The organism is Quyinboa sediminis (assembly GCF_042219855.1).
GTDB lineage: Bacteria > Bacteroidota > Bacteroidia > Bacteroidales > UBA5342 > JBHJHP01.
Map to the genome: position 1 here is coordinate 1 of NZ_JBHJHP010000001.1, position 21,074 is coordinate 21,074.

Sequence of the window (21,074 nt, forward strand, 5' to 3'; positions counted from 1 at the left end):
TAATTTTAAGGCTACACTAAAAGTGCCAAAGCAGTGTATTGCATTAAGCCCTGTGGCATACCCTTAGCCTGTGATTACTGATTAGGATTTTAACCCGAGATTATACTATCGCGGAATACCATCGGGCCAGGTAGCACCGGTGATACTGTCCCGACCCTGCTTGCATCGGGATGGGAAAGTAGTTCCGATAGCTATCGGAAGCCGCCATTTTAAAGAAAAGCCTCCCGGAGCAATCGGGGAGGCTTTTTTTATGCCCATAATTTTACAGCTACACTAAAAGTACCGGATCAGTGTACTGCATTAAGCCCTGTGGCATACCTTCTGCCTGTGATTACTAATTAGGATTTTAAACATGGATTATACTATCCCGGATTACCATCGGGCCAGGTAGCGCCGGTGATACTGTCCCGACCCTGCTGGCATCGGGATGGGAAAGTAGTTCCGATAGCTATCGGAAGCCGCCATTTTAAAGAAAAGCCTCCCGGAGTAATCGGGGAGGCTTTTTTTATGCCTGTAATTTTAAGGCTACACTAAAAGTGCCAAACCAGTGTATTGCATTAAGCCCTGTATCATACCTTTAGCCTGTGATTAGTAATTAGGATTTTAAACATGGATTATACTATCGCGGAATACCATCGGGCCAGGTAGCGCCGGTGATACTGTCCCGACCCTGCTTGCATCGGGATGGGAAAGTAGTTCCGATAGCTATCGGAAGCCGCCATTTTAAAGAAAAGCCTACCGGAGTAATCGGGGAGGCTTTTTTTATGCCTGTAATTTTAAGGCTACACACTAAAAGTGCCAAACCAGTGTATTGCATTAAGCCCCGTGGCATACCTTCTGCCTGTGATTACTAATTAGGATTTTAAACATGGATATACTATCGCGGAATACCATCGGGCCAGGTAGCCCCGGTGATACTGTCCCGACCCTGCTGGCATCGGGATCACGATAATAATTGGAGACTCAGTTATATGCGAAAAACTTTGCTGTTAATTTTGGCCGTATTAATCAGGAATCGACATACGAATATACATTATTGTGTTTTATGGTTTAATTCTAAAAAAAAAAAACAGAATCCCCCCTGTATAAAACAGGAGGGACTCTGAGGGTTATTCATGAGAAGAAGTTACTGTTTTACAACAGTACAAATATTTTTAATTCCGCTGTTTAAAGATGTTTTTACAATATATGTTCCTGATAGCCAATGAGATGTACTTAAGGCTTTGATGTTGCTTTTGCCAGTATAAATTAATAAACCGTTTGTATTATATATTTCAATACTTTCAATTTTATCAGAAGTATCAAAATAGAGAACACTATTAAAAAGACTTGGATAAACCGAAATTCCTGACTTGTTTTTATTTGATTCTGTGGTTACTGTTCTTGAAATATAGATGGTCATTGAGTAATCTGTGGTTAGTCCTGTAAAATATGGAAAAAGCTTAATCCATATAGTATCTCCTGGGTTTGCAGGATATGCAGATTGAGTTTGTTGGGTGAAAGCTGTTGTCCAGGCATTGCCATCGAATAGTTGAAGTGATATTGCCCCTTCGTTATATTGTGGATTATTGCTTCCTTCTTTATCTCGCTCTGAAGAGGTGTTGGTATAGATATTAATATTGTACCGATACGGGCCTTCTGGCAAATAAATTTTGAAATAATCAACATCGCTGTCTGTATGAATACTTAAACTGTCAAAGATTTTATAAAAATAGTTTGAGTTTATTTCAACAGGGAGTTGTTGTGAAACCTCAATCGAGTCATTATTTTCAAACCGGTCACCTTTAGGAGGTTCGGGTAATATAATAAGAGAAATGGGGTTTTGATATAAGCCCGGATTAATACGGTACTCATTTACAGTTCCAACAGGACATTCAAATACACTGATAAAATATTTACCCGGAGACAATTTTACGGAATCCAGCTTTAGTGTCAGATTAATGGAAGAATCAGGCTTGATTTCAATAAATTTGCTGGAATCAATTACACTGATGAAATTGCCCCAATTATTAAAAACCTTAATCTTTAACTTTCCCAAAAATGTTTTTTCAGATTTATTCAAAGCATGTATGAAGATGCCAAGACTGTCATTTTGGACTGGTGCAAAAGGGGTTAATTGCAAAGAATCCTTGAGAATAAGTGATGAAATGCTATCAGATTCAATTACAGTTATTTCTTTGAAATTCATGAATTCACTGTCTTTAAAAGGCATCCAGTTTGTTCTGTCTGTTTTGTAGAACACCCCTAGCAGATAATTTCCACCTGGTACACTTAGGTAACTGTTATTAAAAACCAGCCCGTCTCCCAGTGAATCACCTGCATTAATTGTCTTATTCCACTGATAACCGGAATATTGTATCATAGCAGAATCTTTATCGAACAGGAAAGCAGCGATGTCCCCGTTAAAATTATCCGGCCCGTTATTTATCGCATTAAATGTAATGTTGTATGGACTATTCATATATAATGTATCGCTGGAGAATTCTATTCCATGGCACATAGCCAGGTTATATTCTTCACTATTTAATGGCGGTTGAACACCAAATACAGCATGTTGATAATAGTTAAATCCAGCAGGATAAGCTCCTGGATTCAGTGCTGTTAATTCAAAATAGCCATCATTAAGGCCACCCCAGCCCCAGTTTATATGAAACTTATCACCATCATTATTTGAATATCCGTCAATGATAAATGCATGTCCACTTGAACTTCCAAATCCGGCATAAAGCAATGGTCTGTCATTATTGAGTTCATTACAGACACTATCCACCCAGTCCTGGTAGGTGAAATTGTGCATGTGCATTATGCGAAGATCCTGTTCATATCCGAAATAGTTTCTCAATGCATTCGCGAGTCGGTTCATCGTAGAACCACTTGCTGTAATGCCGTAATTCATGCTTACACTTACCCCACAGTCATACATAAGTTTGGCGACCGCTTCAACTTCTGAAGCACTGCTTGTAGCATTTAAATTTTGAGGCATTTCGGACCATTCATAGGTCTGGTTGGCAAAAATCACACTTTGCTGGCCAAAATTATTTGCGATATAATCGTAGAAGGATTGACCGTGTTCCGGATAGTTGTGAAATTTCATGATCTGGGCCATTGCCGTGGCTACACAACCGGTTACTGCTCTTTGTCCTAATTCATTTTCTGGACATAAATTATTGTAATAGGGGCTCTGACTCCACTTTGTATCAATCATCGGGACTACATCAGGATATACAACTCCACTTTTTGTATTCACAGAACTATTTAATAACCGATCCCACTCATTTTTTATATCAGCGACAGCATTGTGTTTAGAGGCAAAATCAATTTCTTCTTTATATTGTTCCAGTAATTCAATCATTGCATCAGGTATATGTTCCGGATCAATTTTGGAATTGAACGAATATCCCAGTACCGGTTTAGTGCTGTTACTGCCACTTATAATGATGAAGCCGGAACCATCATTTATATCATATGTGTAAAATGGAGGAGAAGTTGTTGCTGACTTTGTAACATATGATTCTTTTGCTGTTCCTATATCTACAGGTTTTAATTTATAAGCCTCAGAACTTTTAAACCCTATGTCAGTACTATGTATCTCAAGATAGTTCCGGGCTGCAGATAACGCAGTTTCAGGAGTAACATTTCTTGCCATACTATGAGAGGTCAACAAAACAAGCAGATAGAGTAAGTATTTATACATAAAGATAAATTATCATTAAAATAACAATTATTTCATTAATGACAGTGTGGCTCTAAAAACTACTTACTATATTAAAATAAAAAAGCCCATGCAAAATTGCACGGGCCGGATTATAGTCTAAGAACAAAAATTATTATCTGTAATCTTTAAGCTGATTCATCAATCTCTTTCTTGCAAAAAATATTCTGCTTTTTACAGTACCGATGGGTAATTCCATGTCGTCTGCAATTTCTTTATATTTAAAACCTGCAACATGCATCGAGAATGGTTTTTTATACTCTTCAGGAAAACTGTTCAGTACTTTGTTAATTTCGTTTAATGAATAAGCGCCGTCGGGTGTTTGAAATCCTGAATCCTGTGGTAAATTGAGATGATATAAATCCTCTGTTTTGTCAATCAAAGTTTGACTGTTGATAAATTTCCTGTAATTATTGATAAAGATGTTTCTCATAATTGTAAACATCCAACCTTTAAAATTGACATTATCAACGAACTTATCTTTATTGCGAAGTGCTTTTAAAGTTGTTTCCTGCAGAAGATCCTGTGCATCTTCCACGTTTGCAGTTAAACTTAAAGCAAATGTGTATAATTTGCTTTGAAGACCCAGTACTTTATCCTGAAATTGAAGTGTTGTCATGTCTTTAATTTTTTTTGGTTTAACTATACTTATTTTGGTTTTGCTGTAACAAATATAATGCATTATTTAGATAAAGTCCAAATAAAGATATGTGGAAATATTTCTTTAATGTAGAATACGTCTAAATAGACATAGTTGTAAATGTTTGAATGAGTGAATATTGAAGTTCGGAAAATTATGTTTGTCTAAATAAAAAATTGTCATATTTTTAATAAATTTTTGTTCTGTTAAGATTTTAGATGAACAAAGTATATAGCCTGTTTTACATATGAATGATTATATTTGTAAGGAACATGATGTATTAGATAAATATTTGAAAATGAAAAGAATATTAGTCCTTTTGCCTGCTCTGCTCTGCATTATAATGTGTGGTTATGCACAAGCTGACAGTTTGAAAAATACTGTGTATGTTATTGATATAAAGCAGGAAATTAACAGTACATCGTGGATTCATGTAGATGAAGGTTTCAGGGAGGCAAAATCACTGAATGCAAAGGCAGTATATATTCACATGAATACATATGGTGGAATGGTGATCTACGCTGATTCCATCAGAACTAAAATATTGAATTCAAAAATTCCGGTATATGTTTTTATTGACAATAATGCCGCATCAGCGGGTGCACTGATTTCTGTTGCCTGTGATAGCATTTACATGCGTCCGGGAGCAAACATAGGAGCTGCAACTGTGGTAAACCAGACAGGCGAGAAATTACCGGATAAATATCAGAGCTATATGAGAGCTACTATCCGTTCAACTGCAGAAGCGCATGGGAAAGATACTGTAATAGTAGGAAATGATACTGTAATTAAGTGGTTTCGCGATCCACGTATCGCCGAAGCAATGGTCGATGAATCCATTTATATCCCGGGTATTATCGATACAGGTAAGGTGTTGACATTCACAGCACAGGAGGCCCTCGATCATGGTTATTGTGAAGGGATATTTGAAAATCTCGGGCAGGTTATACAGGAAACCGGAAATAAATCTGCAGAAGTAGTAAAGTTTACACCGAGTTTTTATGATGGACTGAAGGGCATACTAACCAGTCCGGTATTGCATGGAATATTAGTGATGCTTATTATTGGTGGTATTTATTTTGAACTTCAGTCCCCTGGTATCGGCTTCCCTCTGGCAATTGCAGTACTTGCAGCAATACTTTATTTTGCTCCATTATATATTGATGGGCTGGCTGCCAACTGGGAAATTCTGATTTTTATTATCGGTTTAATTTTGGTAGCTCTGGAAATATTTGTAATTCCAGGATTCGGGGTTGCAGGCATTTCAGGTATATTGCTTGTTATTCTGGGGCTGTCATTAAGTTTAGTCGGTAACAGGAATTTCGATTTTCAAGGAGTCGATGTGTCAGGTATGGTTCGGGCACTGTTGGTTGTCGTTATGGGGATGTTTATGGGTCTTTTAGGCTCAGTCTGGTTAACTAAAAAGTTCTGGGGAAGAGGCAGACTTGCAAAATTATCGCTTCAGAGTTCTGAGAATGCAGAACTTGGTTTTGTGAGCTTTGATCCGGAGCTAAAGAAACTGGTGGGTAAAACCGGTGTGGCTACAACCGTACTTCGTCCATCGGGCAGGGTAATCATTAACGATGAATATTACGATGCAAAATCTGAAGATGGTTTTATAGAAAAAGGTGCAGCAATAAGAGTGATAGCACAGGAAAGTGGCCAGGTATATGTAGTAAAAACCGAATGAACCAGGTTAATTGTTATTCTTTTTAATGAATGCTAAAATGGCTGAACTTAAGAGGAGCAATATTCCGGGGTACCAAAGAGAAGCATTAAAACTAATCATTACTCCAACAAGCGAAAGTACATATCCAAGGAAGAACAAAATGAAATAAGGTGCAACATTTTTGAATATAATTCCTTTTTTTATTTTTATAGTCAGACCATTAAAAAGTAATACTGAACCTGTAATTAATTTAGATACTGCCCACCAGATATCATTTTTGCTTCTGAGTTCAATGAGTCCGGAAATGATATATGCAAAAGCAGTGATCACAATAACCATGATCCAGGTACTACGAATATTTTTATTATAATCCATTCGCTTTTTTTGCAAGTATAACTTTTTATTTGAAAACCTTAAACTTGTTTTACTTCCAAATATTTACATTTATCGATAAGACAGATGTGTTGATCGAAAAAAATAGATACAAATGGTTTCAATGGTTACATTTGGATAAAAAAGATTATGAAACCAAAAAGAAGCAAATACAACGTTTTAGCCGGTTTACTTTTCTTTATTATTATTCCGGGATGTGTAGTCATATCATTTTATCCGTTATATGAAGAAAAAGATTTATTTGCGAATGATTTGTTACTTGGAAAATGGTATGGTGACGATTCAACAGTATGGATATTTAACTATCCCACCGTGAAAAAGAATGGAATAAAAATCGATGACAGTACCGGGTATGTCATGCAAATAGTCACTGCAGATGGAGAAACTGAAAAATCTACTTTAGCAGTGCATGTAATTAAACTCGATAACCGCTATTATCTTGATTTTTATCTTGATAATTACGCACCGACAAAGGGGGACAGAGGTGATTTTGTTTTATTCGACCTGCACATGATGCCGGTTCATACCTTTGCCAGACTGGATTACTGGAACGATAGTGTTGAAATAAGTTGGTTTGATCCTGATTGGCTGGATCAGCAAATAAGAGAAAATAGGGTGAGGATTCGTCACGAGAAAAACGAATCAAACACCTTGTTAACGGCGAGACCACATGAATTACAGGAGTTTGTCAGGAAATACGGACACTTGGATGATGCTTACAGCATGGATCAGAAACTGATAAAAATAAAATAGATTTGAAGACTGATAACATATTCCGTTCTCTGTTTAAACTAAGGTTGCTTCAGCATTTTGCTTTCTGGCTGACATCAATTATTGTGTTGACTTATCTGTTTAAGGTATCGGCTCAGCCAGCGAAGATTGATGTTATATTTGCACTTATATTTCATATTCCACTATGGATTACTGTATACCTGAATCTTTACATTCTGATTCCCTGGTTATTACGCAGGAATAGATATACGGGTTATGGATTGGGTGTAATCGTTTTGGCTTCAGGAATGGCCTTCTTCTATCAGTTCTTATTTAACCATTTAATTGATCATATATTAAAAGGTTACTTCTTTATATCTTACTTTGAATATCGTGATTATATCCTATTCCTTGCAGGATACATTCTTATTACCACCCTTATAAAACTTGCCAGGGGGTGGTTTCACTTATCAGAAATTGAATCCGAGAAAAGGAACATGGAGTTACAGCTGATTAAGTCACAGGTGAATCCCCATTTTTTATTTAATACATTAAATACATTGTATAGTGAAGCACTGAATAAGGATGAAACACTGCCCGCTTCAATCTTAAATCTGTCTGATATGCTAAGATACAGTCTTTATGAATCCGGAAAGCCGTTTGTTAGTGCCGCGAAGGAAGCGGACTTTATAAGTGCATATTTTAAACTTCAGGAAAAACGTTTTAATAATAATAACAGCAATATTGATTTGAGAATAGTGGGTAAATTCGATGAAATGTATATCCCTCCATTAGTCTTATTACCTTTTGTAGAGAATTGCTTTAAACATTTGTCGGTCAATGAAAAGGGGAGCTTTTTTATTCACATCATTATCAGGCGACACAAAAACGCGCTTGAATTTGTGGCAGAAAATTCTTTTAATGAAGAGGAGAGGAGATTTAGTAAGGGTGGGCTTGGCGTTGACAATGCACTAAGGCGATTGGATTTACTCTACAAAAAAAATAGTTATAACTTTGAAAAATACGAAACACAATCTGTATATCGGGTAAGATTAGTACTTAAATCACAGAAGTAATGTCTGTAATAAAATGTATGATAGTTGAAGATGAGCCTTTTGCCAGAAAGGTTTTGCAGAATTATATTCATCAGTTTGAGCATTTGGAAATTGTAATGGAGGCAGAAAGCTCTGAGCAAGCCAGAGACTATTTGAATTTGCATTCTGTAGATCTTATTTTTTTAGATATTAATTTGCCGGGTACTGATGGTGTTGCGTTTTACCGGTCGTTAAAAAATCCTCCCAAGGTTATTTTAACAACCGCCTATCCGGAATTTGCCGTTGACGGTTTTGATATTCATGCGGTTGATTTTTTACTAAAGCCATTTTCATATGACCGGTTTGCTTCTGCTGTAAATAAGTTATTCAGGGAGATAAAGCAGTCAGAGACTTTTAAAGCTGAAGACGTCATATTTTTTAAATCCAGTAAACGAATTTACCGTGTAAAGTACGAGTCAATCTATTATATTGAAGGACTGGGAGATTATGTTTCGGTTCAAACCATGGATAATAAGATAATAGTGCATGAAACAATGAAGGATCTGGAATTTCAGTTGCGTGGATATGGTTTTGAGCGCATACATAAGTCGTTTATTGTGAATAGTAAACACATTGAATATATAGAAGGGAATCAGGTTAGTGTGAATGGCAGGTTAGTGCCGGTTGGTAAAGCATACAGGCACAATATATTGTCTTCTGACAATATGTTATAGTGCTGTTTATTAATAGGATAATTTAATTATGAGAACTTAATTTTTTCATTGTTGTTAGTATTGATGCAGATGTTTTGCGGGTATAGGAAAATGATTTGTATTTTTGCAGTCTAATTTTAACAAATGACAAAGTTAAGTGTAAATATCAATAAAATAGCCACTCTGAGAAATGCCAGAGGTGGAAATGTGCCTGATGTAGTTCAGGTTGCCAGGGATTGTCAAAATTTTGGTGCACATGGAATAACCATTCATCCCCGACCGGACGAGAGGCACATTAAGAGGGTGGATGTGGTAAACCTCAGACCTGTTGTAACTACAGAATTCAACATTGAAGGATATCCGTCTGAAGAATTTATTAACCTTGTAAAAAAGGTTCGGCCCGAGCAGGTAACTCTGGTGCCGGATCCACCGGATGCCATAACATCAAACAGTGGTTGGGATACGTTTGAGCATTTTAGCTTTCTGTCTGAAGTTATAGAAGAGTTTCGTTCGGCAGGTATTCGAACTTCCATTTTCATAGATACGGATGTCGATAACATAAAAAATGCAGCGGAAACAGGTACTGACAGAATTGAACTGTATACGGAACCCTATGCTTCGAAATATGGAAAAGACAGGGATGAAGCTGTTTTGCCCTTTGTAGAAGCAGCAAAAATGGCCAGAAAAGTAGGTTTGGGAATTAATGCCGGGCACGATTTAAGTCTTGAGAATCTGGCATTTTTAATTGAGAAAATTCCTTATATAGACGAAGTTTCAATAGGTCATGCTTTGATCTGTGAAGCCTTATATCTTGGTCTGGAAAATACAATTGGACAATATCTGGATATTCTTACAAAATAAAATTCTGTTTTGAAATTATTTTACAGAACACGGGGAACTGGTTCACCATTCGTTATTTTACATGGTTTGTACGGCATGTCTGATAACTGGATGTCAATTGTCAGAAAGATGGAAGATGAGTATCAGTTCATTTTACCGGATTTACGTAACCATGGAAGAAGTGAATTCAGCAGCAATCATACATACGACGCAATGGTAAACGATCTTGTTGAATTACTGGATGATCTGGGGTTGAATAAGATTATTCTGCTGGGTCATTCCATGGGAGGGAAAGTCGCCATGCGTTTTGCGCTTAAATATCCCGACCGGATCAGCAAACTGATCATTGTCGATATTGCACCAAAAAATTATTCCAATGCGACAAATTTTGGTAAAGAAACGGCCAATCATACTGATATCATTAATACTCTTATGAGTCATGCACTGGAAGGTGTTTCAAGCAGAGAAGATATAGATGCACTTTTTTCTAAAGATTTGCCGGATCCGAATCTCAGGTCATTTCTATTGAAAAACATAGAGAGAAATAAAGACGGTAAATTTACCTGGCAGATTAATCTGCCGGTTTTAAAGGAATCCTTACCCGGAATTCTTGATGGCTTTGATAATGTTAAAGGTGAGAATAATACCGATGTGCTGTTTATAAGGGGAGAGCGTTCGCCCTATATCCATCCTGATGATCTGTTCTACATTAAAAAATACTTTCCTAATGCTGAACTGGTAACTGTGAAAGATGCAGGACACTGGGTTCATGTACAGCAGCCTAGAATTCTGATAAATACTATTCGCTTTTTTTTATCCTGAATAAAAAAATAAAGGAAGCTTCGGTGGCCCGAAACTTCCTTCTTGGGAGAACAAAACTACATGGCAAAAACCACGTTGGGAAATTCGTTCTAGTTATATACGCTTTGACCGTGTTCGTGGATGTCAAGACCTTCACGTTCTTCGTTGGTCGGTACGCGGATACCTATTGTTTTCTTAAGAATAAAGAACAGAATGAATGCAGTTACGATTGTCCATGCACCTACAGCAAGTACACCAATGGCCTGAATTCCTAACTGATGAAATCCACCACCGTAGAGTAAACCACCGTCGGTTGCAAATACACCTACAAGCAGTGTTCCGAGTGCACCTGATGCACCGTGAACAGAGATTGCACCAACAGGATCATCCACTTTGAGTACTTTGTCAAACAGTTCTACAAAGAACACCACACCTACACCTGTAATGATACCGATGGCAACAGCTCCTTCAGGAGAAACTGCAGCACAACCTGCGGTAATACCTACAAGTCCGGCCAGGGCACCGTTCAATGTCATTGAGATATCAGGTTTTCCAAACTGTATCCATGTTGTTACCATGGCAGCCAGTGCACCGGCAGCAGCAGCCAGGTTGGTTGTAATAACGATCATTGCAACAGCATTTGCATTGTCACCGCTGATTGCAAGCTGTGAACCAGGGTTGAAACCGAACCAGCCTAACCACAGGATGAACACACCCAAGCCACCTAATATCAGGTTGTGACCCGGTATGGCATTGACTTTTTTGTTTTCGTATTTTCCAAGACGCGGACCAACGAGGATTGCACCGACCAGACCAGCCCAGCCACCTACAGAGTGTACAGCTGTGGAACCAGCAAAATCAATAAATCCTAGTTCGCTTAACCATCCACCGCCCCAGATCCAGTGACCTGAAATAGGATAAATTACAACGGTAATTAAAGCACTGATTACCAGGTAAGCAGTAAATTTTGTCCGTTCTGCTACCGCACCGGAAACAATTGTTGCTGCTGTCGCTGCAAATACGGTCTGGAAAAACAGACTGTGCATATCTTCAGGGTTGTCGTAAAAGAAGCTTAATTTACCAGCAAACCAGCCCTCTCCTCCGTACATTATACTGTACCCTACAAGCCAGAAAAGTAATGAACCAAATACAAAGTCCATAAAGTTCTTCATCAGAATGTTACCAGCATTCTTGGCGCGTGTAAAACCGGTTTCAACCAGTGCGAAACCTGCCTGCATAAACATTACAAGTATTCCGGTTATAAGAACCCACATTAAATCTATAGCGTATGTATCCATGATAATAATTTTTATACCTTTATGTGTTTTTAATCTTGTTCAAAAGGGTTGGACTGTTTGCGGCAGCCACCCCTTTTATTTTTTTATTTCTCGTATAGTGTTTCAGGACCTCTTTCTCCGGTTCTGATTCTCACTGTATCTTCCACGTCGGAAACAAAAATCCTTCCGTCTCCAACTTCACCCGTGCGTGCCGCATTGGTAATGGCATTCAGTGTTTTATCCAGGTTAATGTCTCTGACAATGATGGAAATGTACCTACGCTCAATAATACTGGTGTCGTATTTGGTACCTCTGTAGAGGTGACCTTCCTTTGCAATACCAACACCTCTGGCGTCCCAGTAAGAGAAGAATGTGATGTCTTCAGCTTCCAATGCATGTTTTACTTCTTCGAATTTTGTTAATCGAATGATTGCTTCAATCTTTTTCATGATAATACTGTTTTGTCGTTAAATTCCTCTTTATATATTATAGGGAGATTCCAACTGTGATAAAGAAGCCACCTGTTGATGGGTTTAATATTACAGAACCTGAAACAGGAAGCGAGAAACTGTCGGTAATTTTGACTTCTTTGGATGTACCCACTGCGATGTTACAAACGGTGAAGCTGCCATCAGAAGTATATGCACCATCACCAGCACCAAGTGTCAGATCGAATGATCCAAATGCATAAGCTGCTTCAACATAGGTATCGCCTGCCTCAAAACCCGGAGCAAACATATAGGCACCGGTAAGACTGAGGTCACCGACACCAACTCCAATCATTGGTTCAATGTAATGATTAGCAGAAAAATCAGTCCAGTCAGGTCCGAAATAGTAATCGGTAACGGTTAGTGATACAGGACCGAATGAATAGCTTGCATAAAGGTCCATTTCAAATCCTTCTGATCCAATAAAGCTCACGTTGCCGTCATCATCTGTTTCAAAATCAAGTCCACCTGTACTTACGGATCCCCATGCGCCAAGGGCAAAATCACCGGCACTGAATTCAACATAAGGTTGGAATGCAGCACCCGTTCCAAATTTAGAACCACGCCAGATATAGCTTGAATAAATATCCAGACCGGTTGAAAACTCCTGAGCAGTAAGACCAGGTAGTACAATTAAACTCAAAACCAATACACTCAAGATTCTTTTTACCTTTTTCATGATGTTAAAAATTAGTGTTATACAATCGTTTGTTTGTTCTCTTAATTTATGATTTCCAAATTTTATTCTCAGTTAATATATGACTAAATGTTAATCACGATGCAAATATAATGTCAAAAAGATATATCATCCAAATAATTTCCAATAAAAATGTAAAAAACATAAAAAAACTAAATAGTACCCTTTAAAAATAGGGGTATGTGTCTTTAAAAAAGGTGAAAAATTAAAATAAAGACCAAAAAATAGGGGTGTGGTGGGATAAAAACAATATATATTATTTGTAAAAATAGCTCTACAACATAAAAAATTAAACTTAACACCCATTAAAACTATCTTTAAAAATATCAAAATGATATATAAAAATAACAAGAGGTTTCAAAATGGTATTTTTATTCTGTGAGACCTGTGCAATATAGTTTTGATTAATACGTTATATCAATACAGTATAAAACGAGACATTAAACCATAAGTAAAATAACAGAGCAGGATGCTTAACTAAATACGAGATATATGAATTGAATTTACGCTGACTAACCAATTAATCTTTTAAGTTATGAAACGAATTAAAGATCATCGTTCATCCGTGAACTTGTTTATCGGCGTATTAATTTCTCTGGGATTTATTTTTATCTCATTTGAATGGTCTACTTCAGAAATTCATATCAGAATTATTGATGACCAACCGGCACAGGTTTTTGTGCCTGAACAACAGATTCCTGTTTACAGGGAAGAGCAGAAGAAAACGGAATTACCCTTATTAAAAGCAAGTTTTGAAAGAATGAAGATTGTAAAGGAGTACACACTTGAGATTAATGAGGAACCTGAGTTTGATGAACCTGGCAAGGAATCACCGGAAGATTTTCTTCCCGACATTCCGGTAACAACAGAAGTCATTGATGATGCTTTACCACTTGTTGAAATAATGCCTAAATTCCCGGGTGGTGAGAAGGCATTGTATGAATTTTTAAGAAAGAATATTAAATATCCTGAAATAGCTAAGGAGATTGGAATTCAAGGCAGGGTTTTTGTTGCGTTTATTATTGAAAAGGATGGTTCTGTAAGTCATGTGAAAATAGTACGGGAAAAAGACCGTTCTTTAGATGAAGAGGCGCTGCGTATTGTTCATTTAATGCCCAACTGGGTACCAGGCATGCAGAACGGACAGAAAGTTAGGGTTCGTATGACATTGCCGGTGAATTTTGTGTTGAAGTAAAATTAATTTTTTAAGAAACAGAAAATATATATATTTACCGGGCAATAAAAACAAATTGATTTTGTAATTTTGTGATATAATAAATAAGTAAAAATGGATATTAAAAAATCACCGAAAGCAAATCTCGAAAAATCAAAAATGATGTTTACCCAGCTGGGTTTAGTCATTGTTCTTGGTTTTATGTTCATCGCTTTTGAATGGTCACAGAATGATGTAAGTGACGTCAACGATTTCCAGATTCAGGAAGAAGTTCTGGAAGAAGAAGCTATTCCTGTAACCAGGCAAGAGCAGGTTCAACCACCACCACCACCACCACCACCAAAAATTTCAGAGGTTCTGAATATTGTGGAAAATGATGTTGAGCTGGAGGAAGAGCTGATCATTGAAGATACTGAAATTGATGAAGATACTGAGGTTGATTTTGTAGATATTGATACTGAAGATGAAGAAATTGATGAAAACGTGGTATTCCAGATTGTAGAAAAAATGCCATCATTTCCGGGTGGTGAAGCTGCAATGATGAAATTCCTCAGTGATAATATCAAATATCCGACCATTGCTCAGGAAAATGGAATTCAGGGACGTGTTTACGTTAATTTCGTGGTCAGTAAAACGGGTGAAATATCCAATATTAAGGTTGTGCGTGGTGTGGATCCGGCACTTGACCAGGAAGCCATCAGGGTTGTGAAATCAATGCCTAAATGGGAACCGGGTGAACAGAGAGGTAAACCGGTAAACGTATCATTCATGCTTCCGATAAACTTTGTATTGAACTAAGATTGTTCTTAATAATATTGAGAACCCGGCTTTTTGCCGGGTTTTTTTGTAATGTCAAATTTTTACATTTAAAGGTATTTATGATCGAGTCCAGAATAGAACAGGAAGAGGAAAAAGTAATCCTAGTCGGTGTAATTAACCAGGATCAAACGGAAGAACAGGCGGAAGAATATCTGAGCGAACTGGCTTTTCTGGCAGAAACAGCCGGTGCAATTCCCTCCAAAAAGTTTCTGCAAAAGCTGGATAAACCAAATCCGAAAACATTTGTGGGGCAGGGTAAGCTACAGGAGATATTGGATTATTGTAAAACGGAAGATATTGATCTGGTTATTTTTGATGATGAGCTAACGCCCACACAGTTGCGAAATATTGAACGTTTCTTATCGGTTCGTGTACTGGACAGAACCAATCTTATACTCGATATTTTCGCGAAACGGGCACAAACAGCCCATGCAAAAACACAGGTTGAACTGGCGCAGTATAAGTATCTTTTGCCCCGTTTAACCCGTATGTGGACGCACCTCGAAAGACAACGTGGTGGTATTGGAATGCGCGGCCCCGGGGAGACTCAGATTGAAACAGACCGCAGGATTATTCTCGATAAAATTGCACGGTTAAAAGAACAATTAAAGAAAATAGATAAGCAAAAGTCAACTCAACGAAAAAACAGGGGGAAGTTGGTACGTGTCGCCCTGGTTGGATATACCAATGTCGGTAAATCAACATTGATGAACCTCCTCAGTAAATCAGAGGTCTTTGCCGAAAATAAACTTTTCGCAACACTGGATACGACCGTTAGAAAGGTTGTGGTTGATAATCTTCCATTTTTACTCTCTGACACTGTTGGGTTCATCCGGAAATTACCGCACGATTTGGTCGAATCATTTAAATCGACGCTTGATGAGGTTCGTGAGGCTGATTATCTGATACATGTGGTTGACATTTCCCATCCCTCTTTTGAAGAACAGATTGAGGTGGTGAATAATACACTTCTGGAAATAACCGAGGTTCAAAAGCCGACGTTGGTTGTGTTTAATAAAATTGATGCCTATTCATATATCAGAAAAGATGAGGATGATTTAACTCCTAAAACAAGGGCAAATTACTCTCTCAATGAATTAAAACGGTCATGGATGGCAAGTCATAATGCACCATGCATTTTTATCTCTGCCAGAGAAAAACAAAATATTGATGCCCTGAAGACCGTGATCTATGAAAAAGTTAAGGAGATTCATGTCACCCGGTTTCCGTATAACGATTTCCTTTATGAGATTACAGGGGAAGATGATTTCGATGATTCAGAAAATCTTCAATAATTTTTTTGTGATCGAATGCGAGATCCGGCAAATTATCTACTGAATACCATCCGGCATCTCCCGCATCATCGTTAGCAACAGCTTTGTATTCAGATTCAATGCATTTATAATAGATGATTGAAATGGTTCTGCCTCTTGGATCCCGGTTGACTGTGCCATAAGTTTTAAACTGATGTAATTGTGGTATTTCGATCCCTGTCTCTTCCTGCAGCTCACGGATTGCCGCCTCTTCCAGTTCTTCTTCCATTTCCACAAAACCTCCGGGAAGCGCCCAGTTGTTTCTGAATGGATTGTTTTTTCTCTGAATAAGTAATACACGTTCGGGTGTAGTATTTGTCAACAATATTATATCAACAGTGACCATTGGACGGGGATACTTGTAAGAATATGTCATATTTTAAATATACTTAAAAAGAAACCAAAATTAGATATAATTCATTTTAAAGTCTAATTTTGCAGTAAACTACATTTAAAGCATGTTTGATCACTCGGATTATGATGCCATCAGACCTTACAGGGACGATGAAGTACAAAAAATTTTTCATGAACTTGCTGGTGAGCCTGATTTTCTAAGGTTAATAGGATTTTTGTATCCTGAATTATCAGTCAAGGGTTTTCTTAAATTATTATTCAGCCTTAATTCCATTGCGGATTTTCAGGAACAGGTCATTGCACCATACGTTCAGAATATTGCACGGTTAACTGCCGATTCTCTGACTATTGACGGGCTGGAGAAACTGAATAAAAGTACGCCGTATTTTTACATTTCCAATCACCGGGATATCATTCTCGATCCGGCTTTTTTAAACATATTGTTGATATCAAATAGTTTTGATACTACGGAAATAGCCATCGGGGACAACCTGCTGATTTATCCATGGATAAGGCACCTGGTCCGTTTAAATAAAAGCTTTATTGTGAACCGGAATGTTCCTGTGCGGCAAATGTTTGAGGTATCACAGAGATTATCAGATTATATCAAACATACCATGAATGATAACGGCCATTCCATATGGATGGCCCAACGGGAAGGAAGATCTAAAGATGCCAATGACAGGACGCATCTTGCAGTATTAAAAATGCTGAATATGAGTGGGGACAGTAACTTTATTGATAATATGAAGGAGCTTAATTTTCTTCCTGTCTCAATATCCTATGAATATGACCCATGCGATTTTCTTAAGGCACGGGAATTTTTAATGAAAAGGGATAATCCGGAATTTAAGAAAACTTCTGAAGATGATCTGGAAAGTATGTATACAGGTCTTAAAGGTTATAAAGGGCGTGTTCATTTTCATATTTGTGAACCCATTGCTCATGAATTATCGGACCTAAGGGATGTAGGGGACCGAAATCAACAGGTTGCCGGCCTTGCTCAGCTTATTGATAAGCATATTCATCTCAATTACAGGTTTTATCCCGGTAATTATATAGCTTATGATTTACTGACCGGAAGTGATAAATTTAAAGATATGTATTCGCAAGCTGATAAAAACAAGTTTCATAGCTATGTTGAGAATCAGTTGAATAAAGTACCAGAAAAAGAGAAGGAGTATGATTTTCTTTTGAACTCATTGATTGAAATGTATTCCAATCCACTGATAAATCATTACGAAGCTAAGGGTACACCAATTATGTAGTTCCTGTTCAAAATTTAATATCTACTTCTTATTTAATTCTTTCCATATCAGATCCTTAAGTTTGGTAATGTTCATGTTACTGACTGAGGATATAAACATATATGGAATTTCTGGTAAGTCATTTTCTATTTCCTGTATCAGCTCTTCGTCCAGTAGATCACTTTTCGATATGGCCAAAATCCGGTCTTTGTCAAGCAATTCAGGATTATATTGTTTCAGCTCATTCAGGAGAATCTGGTATTCTTTATGAATATCATCACTATCAGCAGGAATAAGAAACAATAGAATGGAATTTCGTTCAATATGACGAAGAAAACGGAGTCCTAAACCTTTACCCTGATGTGCACCTTCAATAATTCCGGGAATATCAGCCATAACAAATGACTGGTGTTCGCGGTAGGAGACGATACCAAGATTCGGAACCAGGGTAGTGAACGGATAATCAGCAATTTCCGGTTTGGCCGCAGAAACAACAGAAAGGAGTGTGGATTTACCTGCACTGGGAAATCCAACGAGGCCAACATCAGCCAGAATTTTTAATTCCAGCACCACAGTACGTTCCACGCGTGGTTCACCCGGTTGTGCATATCTGGGCGTTTGGTTAGTTGCTGTTTTAAAATGCCAGTTACCCAGTCCGCCGCGGCCGCCTTCAACCAGTATTTTTTCCTCGCCATCTTCAGTGATCTCAAAAATGACATCTCCCGTTTCTTCATCTCTTGCAACGGTACCCAGAGGTACTTCTATAATCTGGTCTTTTCCACTGGCACCGGTACTTCGGCTTTGACTTCCACTTTCACCATCATCAGCAAATATGTGCCTTTGATATTTTAGATGAAGAAGAGTCCACAGTTGCTTATTCCCTTTTAGAATAACATGTCCGCCACGGCCTCCATCACCTCCATCAGGACCCCCTTTTGGAACAAATTTTTCACGGCGCAGATGGGCAGATCCTGATCCCCCTTTACCGGAGCGACAAAATATTTTTACATAATCAACAAAATTTGTTCCTGCCATAAAATATTAAGCTTTAGAAATAATGTGTGCAATATCAGAAAAGATATCGTCAACGGAACCAACACCGTGAACCGGATAATGGGTGCCTTCCATCTTATAAAATTCAATTACCGGAGCTGTTTGTTTATGATATACATTTATTCTTTTCTCAATGGTTTCGAGGTTATCATCCGATCTACCGGAAGCTTTGCCCCGTTTCAACAGACGGTCAATAAGTTCTTCTTTATTGACTTCCAGGCTGATCATGGCAGCAACATCGGTTTCACGCTCATTGAGCATCTCCTTTAGTGCAACAGCCTGAGCTGTTGTTCTCGGAAAACCATCAAAGATTACACCTTTAGTGTTTTTGAGTTCGTCCAGTTTACCGGCAAGCATTCCGATTATTACATCATCAGGAACGAGCTGTCCATCATCAATGTATTTTTTTGCCAGAATGCCGAGATCAGTTTCTTTAGCAATTTCGGCTCTGAGCACATCGCCGGTTGATATGTGCGCCAGTCCAAATTCATCAATAATTTTGTCACTCTGTGTACCTTTACCTGATCCTGGAGGGCCAAAAATTACAATGTTTTTCATCACTAATCACTTATGTTTTTATAGATATCCTTTAAATTTCTGCCGTGACCATTATAATCCAGTCCGTAACCAACAATGAAGTCATTGGGGATACTCATGCCGACATAGTCCAGTGGAATACTTTTTTTGTATGCATCCGGTTTCAACAGGAGTGTTGCAATTTTAACTTCTTCAACTCCTAATTCATTGAGTTTGTCAATAATCAGTCCCATGGTATTGCCGGAATCAACGATGTCTTCCACTATTACAATGGTTCTGTTTTTTAGCGACTCATTAAACCCGATCAGTTCCTTAACAATACCGGAAGATTTAGTACCTTGATAGGAGGCCATTTTTACAAAGCTGACTTCACAAGGAAGAGTGATTTCCTTAAGTAAATCAGAGGCAAACATAAATGACCCGTTCAGGATGCAAACAAAAATAGGTGTTTTCCCTTTCAGGTCTTCATTGATCTTCATTGCAACCCTCCGTATTGAAGCCCTGATCTCTTCATGGAGAATTGAGATTCCGAAAGTCTTGTCGTGAATTTGTATCTGCTGCATGTTCTTATAACGTATGTGTTCTGAGCCGACAAATTTAAGCTAAAAAGTTCGTTACCCAAAGCAAAATTTAGGATCATACATACGATATGGCACCTTAATATGCCACACGTGTGTAAAGATTTTCGCATCAATGGAATAAAATGATATATTTGATTGTCTTAAATATGAAATGGAATCAGTTTTGCAAAGCAATATCTCTGATATAGATTTACTCCATCGGGTAAAAAACGGCGATCAGTATGCATATACTATCATCGTTGAACGCTATAGAAAGCAGGTGGCTAAAACTGTATTCGGTATGCTGGGTAATACGCCTGAGGCTGATGACGTTGGTCAGGATGTATTTATCCGCTTTTATCATTCCATTGATGGATTCAGGGGAGACAGTAGTTTGAGTACCTATCTGACCCGCATAGCCATCAATTTATCGTTGAACGAACTCAAAAAAAGAAAAAGAAAGGCTTTTTTCTTTTTTCAGAAAGACGATGGTTCACATCTGGAAATTGATGTGGAAGATGAAACAAGAATGGATGAGGAGATTGATAATAATGAGATTGTGGAAAAAGCGCTTTCCGAACTGGAGCCAAAATTCAGGACCGTTGTGGTTTTAAGGTTGATACAGGGATATTCAACCAGAGAAACAGCCGATATGTTAGGTTTACCTCAGGGAACTGTGCTGAGCCGGCTTGCAAGAGCACAGGATAAGTTAAAGGAAGTTATAAAAGACTTAATGATAGTGTGATGAAAAAGAACAGTGAAAATTTTGATGTCTTACTTAAGAATTACGATCGGGATTTCAGACCGTTTTTCGAAACCAGGCTGAAAGCCAGGTTGGACAAAGACAGAAAAGAAACACGGTATGAAATTGTGTATAACCGTTTCTTTAAGCGTGTTGTATATTCCGGTTTTGTTGCAATTGCCGCTATTTTACTGGCTATCTTTGTAATGAACGGAAGTCTTGGAATGGATTCTTTATTAGGAGTAAAAGATCTTTCAGTTGAAAACTCTCTCGTATTGTCTTTAGCTGATTTATAAAAGT

Annotated in this window: 23 protein-coding genes; 12 read left to right on the forward strand and 11 right to left on the reverse strand. The window is 37.8% G+C overall.

Annotation, left to right across the window (positions count from 1 at the left end; all coding sequences use genetic code 11):
* Positions 1-105: 105 nt before the first annotated feature.
* The 3 genes from ACE1EF_RS00005 to ACE1EF_RS00015 all read right to left on the reverse strand — a co-directional run bounded on the left by ACE1EF_RS00005 (position 106) and on the right by ACE1EF_RS00015 (position 4,331).
* On the reverse strand, positions 106-258 hold the full coding sequence (locus tag ACE1EF_RS00005; protein WP_375718537.1) for a hypothetical protein: 153 nt from the start codon (positions 256-258) through the stop codon (positions 106-108).
* A gap of 868 nt (positions 259-1,126) precedes the next feature.
* On the reverse strand, positions 1,127-3,646 hold the full coding sequence (locus ACE1EF_RS00010) for a thiol protease/hemagglutinin PrtT (RefSeq protein WP_375718538.1): 2,520 nt from the start codon (positions 3,644-3,646) through the stop codon (positions 1,127-1,129).
* Between the two features lie 181 nt (positions 3,647-3,827).
* Positions 3,828-4,331: a sigma-70 family RNA polymerase sigma factor gene (locus ACE1EF_RS00015; RefSeq protein WP_375718539.1), complete on the reverse strand. Its 504-nt coding sequence runs from the start codon at positions 4,329-4,331 to the stop codon at positions 3,828-3,830.
* 319 nt (positions 4,332-4,650) lie between these two features.
* Between ACE1EF_RS00015 and ACE1EF_RS00020 the strand changes: the two genes are divergently transcribed.
* Positions 4,651-6,042 carry an NfeD family protein gene (locus ACE1EF_RS00020; protein ID WP_375718540.1) on the forward strand — a complete coding sequence of 464 codons (1,392 nt, stop codon included), beginning with the start codon at positions 4,651-4,653 and terminating at the stop codon, positions 6,040-6,042.
* A gap of 6 nt (positions 6,043-6,048) precedes the next feature.
* Here the strand turns inward: ACE1EF_RS00020 and ACE1EF_RS00025 are convergent, their stop codons facing one another.
* Entirely contained in the window at positions 6,049-6,396 is a 348-nt protein-coding gene (locus tag ACE1EF_RS00025; RefSeq protein ID WP_375718541.1) for a hypothetical protein, read from the reverse strand.
* Positions 6,397-6,543: 147 nt separating this feature from the next.
* Between ACE1EF_RS00025 and ACE1EF_RS00030 the strand changes: the two genes are divergently transcribed.
* The 5 genes from ACE1EF_RS00030 to ACE1EF_RS00050 all read left to right on the forward strand — a co-directional run bounded on the left by ACE1EF_RS00030 (position 6,544) and on the right by ACE1EF_RS00050 (position 10,534).
* Positions 6,544-7,167 (forward strand): hypothetical protein, encoded by a 624-nt coding sequence (locus ACE1EF_RS00030; RefSeq protein ID WP_375718542.1) that lies wholly within the window; start codon positions 6,544-6,546, stop codon positions 7,165-7,167.
* A 2-nt stretch (positions 7,168-7,169) separates the two neighbouring features.
* A complete protein-coding gene (locus tag ACE1EF_RS00035) occupies positions 7,170-8,201 on the forward strand; it encodes a sensor histidine kinase (protein ID WP_375718543.1) in 1,032 nt (343 codons plus the stop codon).
* Positions 8,201-8,893, forward strand: a complete 693-nt coding sequence (locus ACE1EF_RS00040; RefSeq protein WP_375718544.1) for a LytR/AlgR family response regulator transcription factor — start codon at positions 8,201-8,203, stop codon at positions 8,891-8,893. The genes ACE1EF_RS00035 and ACE1EF_RS00040 overlap by 1 nt, the downstream gene beginning before the upstream one ends.
* A 123-nt stretch (positions 8,894-9,016) precedes the next feature.
* Entirely contained in the window at positions 9,017-9,733 is a 717-nt protein-coding gene (locus ACE1EF_RS00045) for a pyridoxine 5'-phosphate synthase (RefSeq protein WP_375718545.1), read from the forward strand.
* 9 nt (positions 9,734-9,742) lie between these two features.
* Entirely contained in the window at positions 9,743-10,534 is a 792-nt protein-coding gene (locus tag ACE1EF_RS00050; protein WP_375718546.1) for an alpha/beta fold hydrolase, read from the forward strand.
* A gap of 89 nt (positions 10,535-10,623) precedes the next feature.
* Here ACE1EF_RS00050 and ACE1EF_RS00055 read toward each other — a convergent pair whose 3' ends face one another.
* The 3 genes from ACE1EF_RS00055 to ACE1EF_RS00065 all read right to left on the reverse strand — a co-directional run bounded on the left by ACE1EF_RS00055 (position 10,624) and on the right by ACE1EF_RS00065 (position 12,957).
* The gene (locus tag ACE1EF_RS00055; protein ID WP_375718547.1) at positions 10,624-11,811 is read right to left on the reverse strand and encodes an ammonium transporter; all 1,188 of its coding nucleotides are present in this window, start codon (positions 11,809-11,811) and stop codon (positions 10,624-10,626) included.
* Between the two features lie 83 nt (positions 11,812-11,894).
* Positions 11,895-12,239, reverse strand: coding sequence for a P-II family nitrogen regulator (locus ACE1EF_RS00060; protein ID WP_375718548.1), 345 nt, complete (start codon positions 12,237-12,239; stop codon positions 11,895-11,897).
* A 37-nt stretch (positions 12,240-12,276) separates the two neighbouring features.
* On the reverse strand, positions 12,277-12,957 hold the full coding sequence (locus tag ACE1EF_RS00065; RefSeq protein WP_375718549.1) for a hypothetical protein: 681 nt from the start codon (positions 12,955-12,957) through the stop codon (positions 12,277-12,279).
* A gap of 553 nt (positions 12,958-13,510) precedes the next feature.
* Between ACE1EF_RS00065 and ACE1EF_RS00070 the strand changes: the two genes are divergently transcribed.
* From ACE1EF_RS00070 to hflX, 3 genes are all read left to right on the forward strand, one after another.
* The gene (locus ACE1EF_RS00070; RefSeq protein WP_375718550.1) at positions 13,511-14,170 is read left to right on the forward strand and encodes an energy transducer TonB; all 660 of its coding nucleotides are present in this window, start codon (positions 13,511-13,513) and stop codon (positions 14,168-14,170) included.
* Positions 14,171-14,263: 93 nt separating this feature from the next.
* Complete coding sequence (locus ACE1EF_RS00075) at positions 14,264-14,947, forward strand: energy transducer TonB (RefSeq protein ID WP_375718551.1); 684 nt, start codon at positions 14,264-14,266, stop codon at positions 14,945-14,947.
* 80 nt (positions 14,948-15,027) lie between these two features.
* On the forward strand, positions 15,028-16,263 hold the full coding sequence (gene hflX / locus ACE1EF_RS00080) for a GTPase HflX (protein WP_375718552.1): 1,236 nt from the start codon (positions 15,028-15,030) through the stop codon (positions 16,261-16,263).
* Here the strand turns inward: hflX and ACE1EF_RS00085 are convergent.
* Positions 16,220-16,657 (reverse strand): NUDIX domain-containing protein, encoded by a 438-nt coding sequence (locus ACE1EF_RS00085; RefSeq protein ID WP_375718553.1) that lies wholly within the window; start codon positions 16,655-16,657, stop codon positions 16,220-16,222. The two genes, hflX and ACE1EF_RS00085, sit on opposite strands and share 44 nt — an antisense overlap.
* A gap of 82 nt (positions 16,658-16,739) precedes the next feature.
* Between ACE1EF_RS00085 and ACE1EF_RS00090 the strand changes: the two genes are divergently transcribed.
* Entirely contained in the window at positions 16,740-17,903 is a 1,164-nt protein-coding gene (locus ACE1EF_RS00090) for a 1-acyl-sn-glycerol-3-phosphate acyltransferase (RefSeq protein WP_375718554.1), read from the forward strand.
* Positions 17,904-17,924: 21 nt separating this feature from the next.
* Here ACE1EF_RS00090 and obgE read toward each other — a convergent pair whose 3' ends face one another.
* The 3 genes from obgE to hpt are packed head-to-tail and all read right to left on the reverse strand — an operon-like array spanning position 17,925 to position 20,035.
* Complete coding sequence (obgE, locus tag ACE1EF_RS00095) at positions 17,925-18,917, reverse strand: GTPase ObgE (RefSeq protein WP_375718555.1); 993 nt, start codon at positions 18,915-18,917, stop codon at positions 17,925-17,927.
* 6 nt (positions 18,918-18,923) lie between these two features.
* A complete protein-coding gene (locus ACE1EF_RS00100) occupies positions 18,924-19,493 on the reverse strand; it encodes an adenylate kinase (RefSeq protein ID WP_375718556.1) in 570 nt (189 codons plus the stop codon).
* Between the two features lie 2 nt (positions 19,494-19,495).
* A complete protein-coding gene (gene hpt, locus ACE1EF_RS00105; protein WP_375718557.1) occupies positions 19,496-20,035 on the reverse strand; it encodes a hypoxanthine phosphoribosyltransferase in 540 nt (179 codons plus the stop codon).
* A 169-nt stretch (positions 20,036-20,204) separates the two neighbouring features.
* Between hpt and ACE1EF_RS00110 the strand changes: the two genes are divergently transcribed.
* Positions 20,205-20,777, forward strand: a complete 573-nt coding sequence (locus ACE1EF_RS00110) for an RNA polymerase sigma factor (RefSeq protein WP_375718558.1) — start codon at positions 20,205-20,207, stop codon at positions 20,775-20,777.
* Positions 20,777-21,070 (forward strand): hypothetical protein, encoded by a 294-nt coding sequence (locus tag ACE1EF_RS00115; protein ID WP_375718559.1) that lies wholly within the window; start codon positions 20,777-20,779, stop codon positions 21,068-21,070. The genes ACE1EF_RS00110 and ACE1EF_RS00115 overlap by 1 nt, the downstream gene beginning before the upstream one ends.
* Positions 21,071-21,074: the final 4 nt, after the last annotated feature.

Coding starts and splice junctions, on each gene's coding strand:
- hpt (WP_375718557.1), bottom strand. CDS start 20,035: ATGCAGCAGATACAAATTCACGACAAGACTTTCGGAATCTCAATTCTC.
- ACE1EF_RS00005 (WP_375718537.1), bottom strand. CDS start 258: ATGGGCATAAAAAAAGCCTCCCCGATTGCTCCGGGAGGCTTTTCTTTA.
- ACE1EF_RS00040 (WP_375718544.1), top strand. CDS start 8,201: ATGTCTGTAATAAAATGTATGATAGTTGAAGATGAGCCTTTTGCCAGA.
- obgE (WP_375718555.1), bottom strand. CDS start 18,917: ATGGCAGGAACAAATTTTGTTGATTATGTAAAAATATTTTGTCGCTCC.
- ACE1EF_RS00065 (WP_375718549.1), bottom strand. CDS start 12,957: ATGAAAAAGGTAAAAAGAATCTTGAGTGTATTGGTTTTGAGTTTAATT.
- ACE1EF_RS00075 (WP_375718551.1), top strand. CDS start 14,264: ATGGATATTAAAAAATCACCGAAAGCAAATCTCGAAAAATCAAAAATG.
- ACE1EF_RS00110 (WP_375718558.1), top strand. CDS start 20,205: ATGGAATCAGTTTTGCAAAGCAATATCTCTGATATAGATTTACTCCAT.
- hflX (WP_375718552.1), top strand. CDS start 15,028: ATGATCGAGTCCAGAATAGAACAGGAAGAGGAAAAAGTAATCCTAGTC.
- ACE1EF_RS00090 (WP_375718554.1), top strand. CDS start 16,740: ATGTTTGATCACTCGGATTATGATGCCATCAGACCTTACAGGGACGAT.
- ACE1EF_RS00030 (WP_375718542.1), top strand. CDS start 6,544: ATGAAACCAAAAAGAAGCAAATACAACGTTTTAGCCGGTTTACTTTTC.
- ACE1EF_RS00020 (WP_375718540.1), top strand. CDS start 4,651: ATGAAAAGAATATTAGTCCTTTTGCCTGCTCTGCTCTGCATTATAATG.
- ACE1EF_RS00025 (WP_375718541.1), bottom strand. CDS start 6,396: ATGGATTATAATAAAAATATTCGTAGTACCTGGATCATGGTTATTGTG.
- ACE1EF_RS00045 (WP_375718545.1), top strand. CDS start 9,017: ATGACAAAGTTAAGTGTAAATATCAATAAAATAGCCACTCTGAGAAAT.
- ACE1EF_RS00010 (WP_375718538.1), bottom strand. CDS start 3,646: ATGGCAAGAAATGTTACTCCTGAAACTGCGTTATCTGCAGCCCGGAAC.
- ACE1EF_RS00070 (WP_375718550.1), top strand. CDS start 13,511: ATGAAACGAATTAAAGATCATCGTTCATCCGTGAACTTGTTTATCGGC.
- ACE1EF_RS00115 (WP_375718559.1), top strand. CDS start 20,777: ATGAAAAAGAACAGTGAAAATTTTGATGTCTTACTTAAGAATTACGAT.
- ACE1EF_RS00085 (WP_375718553.1), bottom strand. CDS start 16,657: ATGACATATTCTTACAAGTATCCCCGTCCAATGGTCACTGTTGATATA.
- ACE1EF_RS00055 (WP_375718547.1), bottom strand. CDS start 11,811: ATGGATACATACGCTATAGATTTAATGTGGGTTCTTATAACCGGAATA.
- ACE1EF_RS00060 (WP_375718548.1), bottom strand. CDS start 12,239: ATGAAAAAGATTGAAGCAATCATTCGATTAACAAAATTCGAAGAAGTA.
- ACE1EF_RS00015 (WP_375718539.1), bottom strand. CDS start 4,331: ATGACAACACTTCAATTTCAGGATAAAGTACTGGGTCTTCAAAGCAAA.
- ACE1EF_RS00100 (WP_375718556.1), bottom strand. CDS start 19,493: ATGAAAAACATTGTAATTTTTGGCCCTCCAGGATCAGGTAAAGGTACA.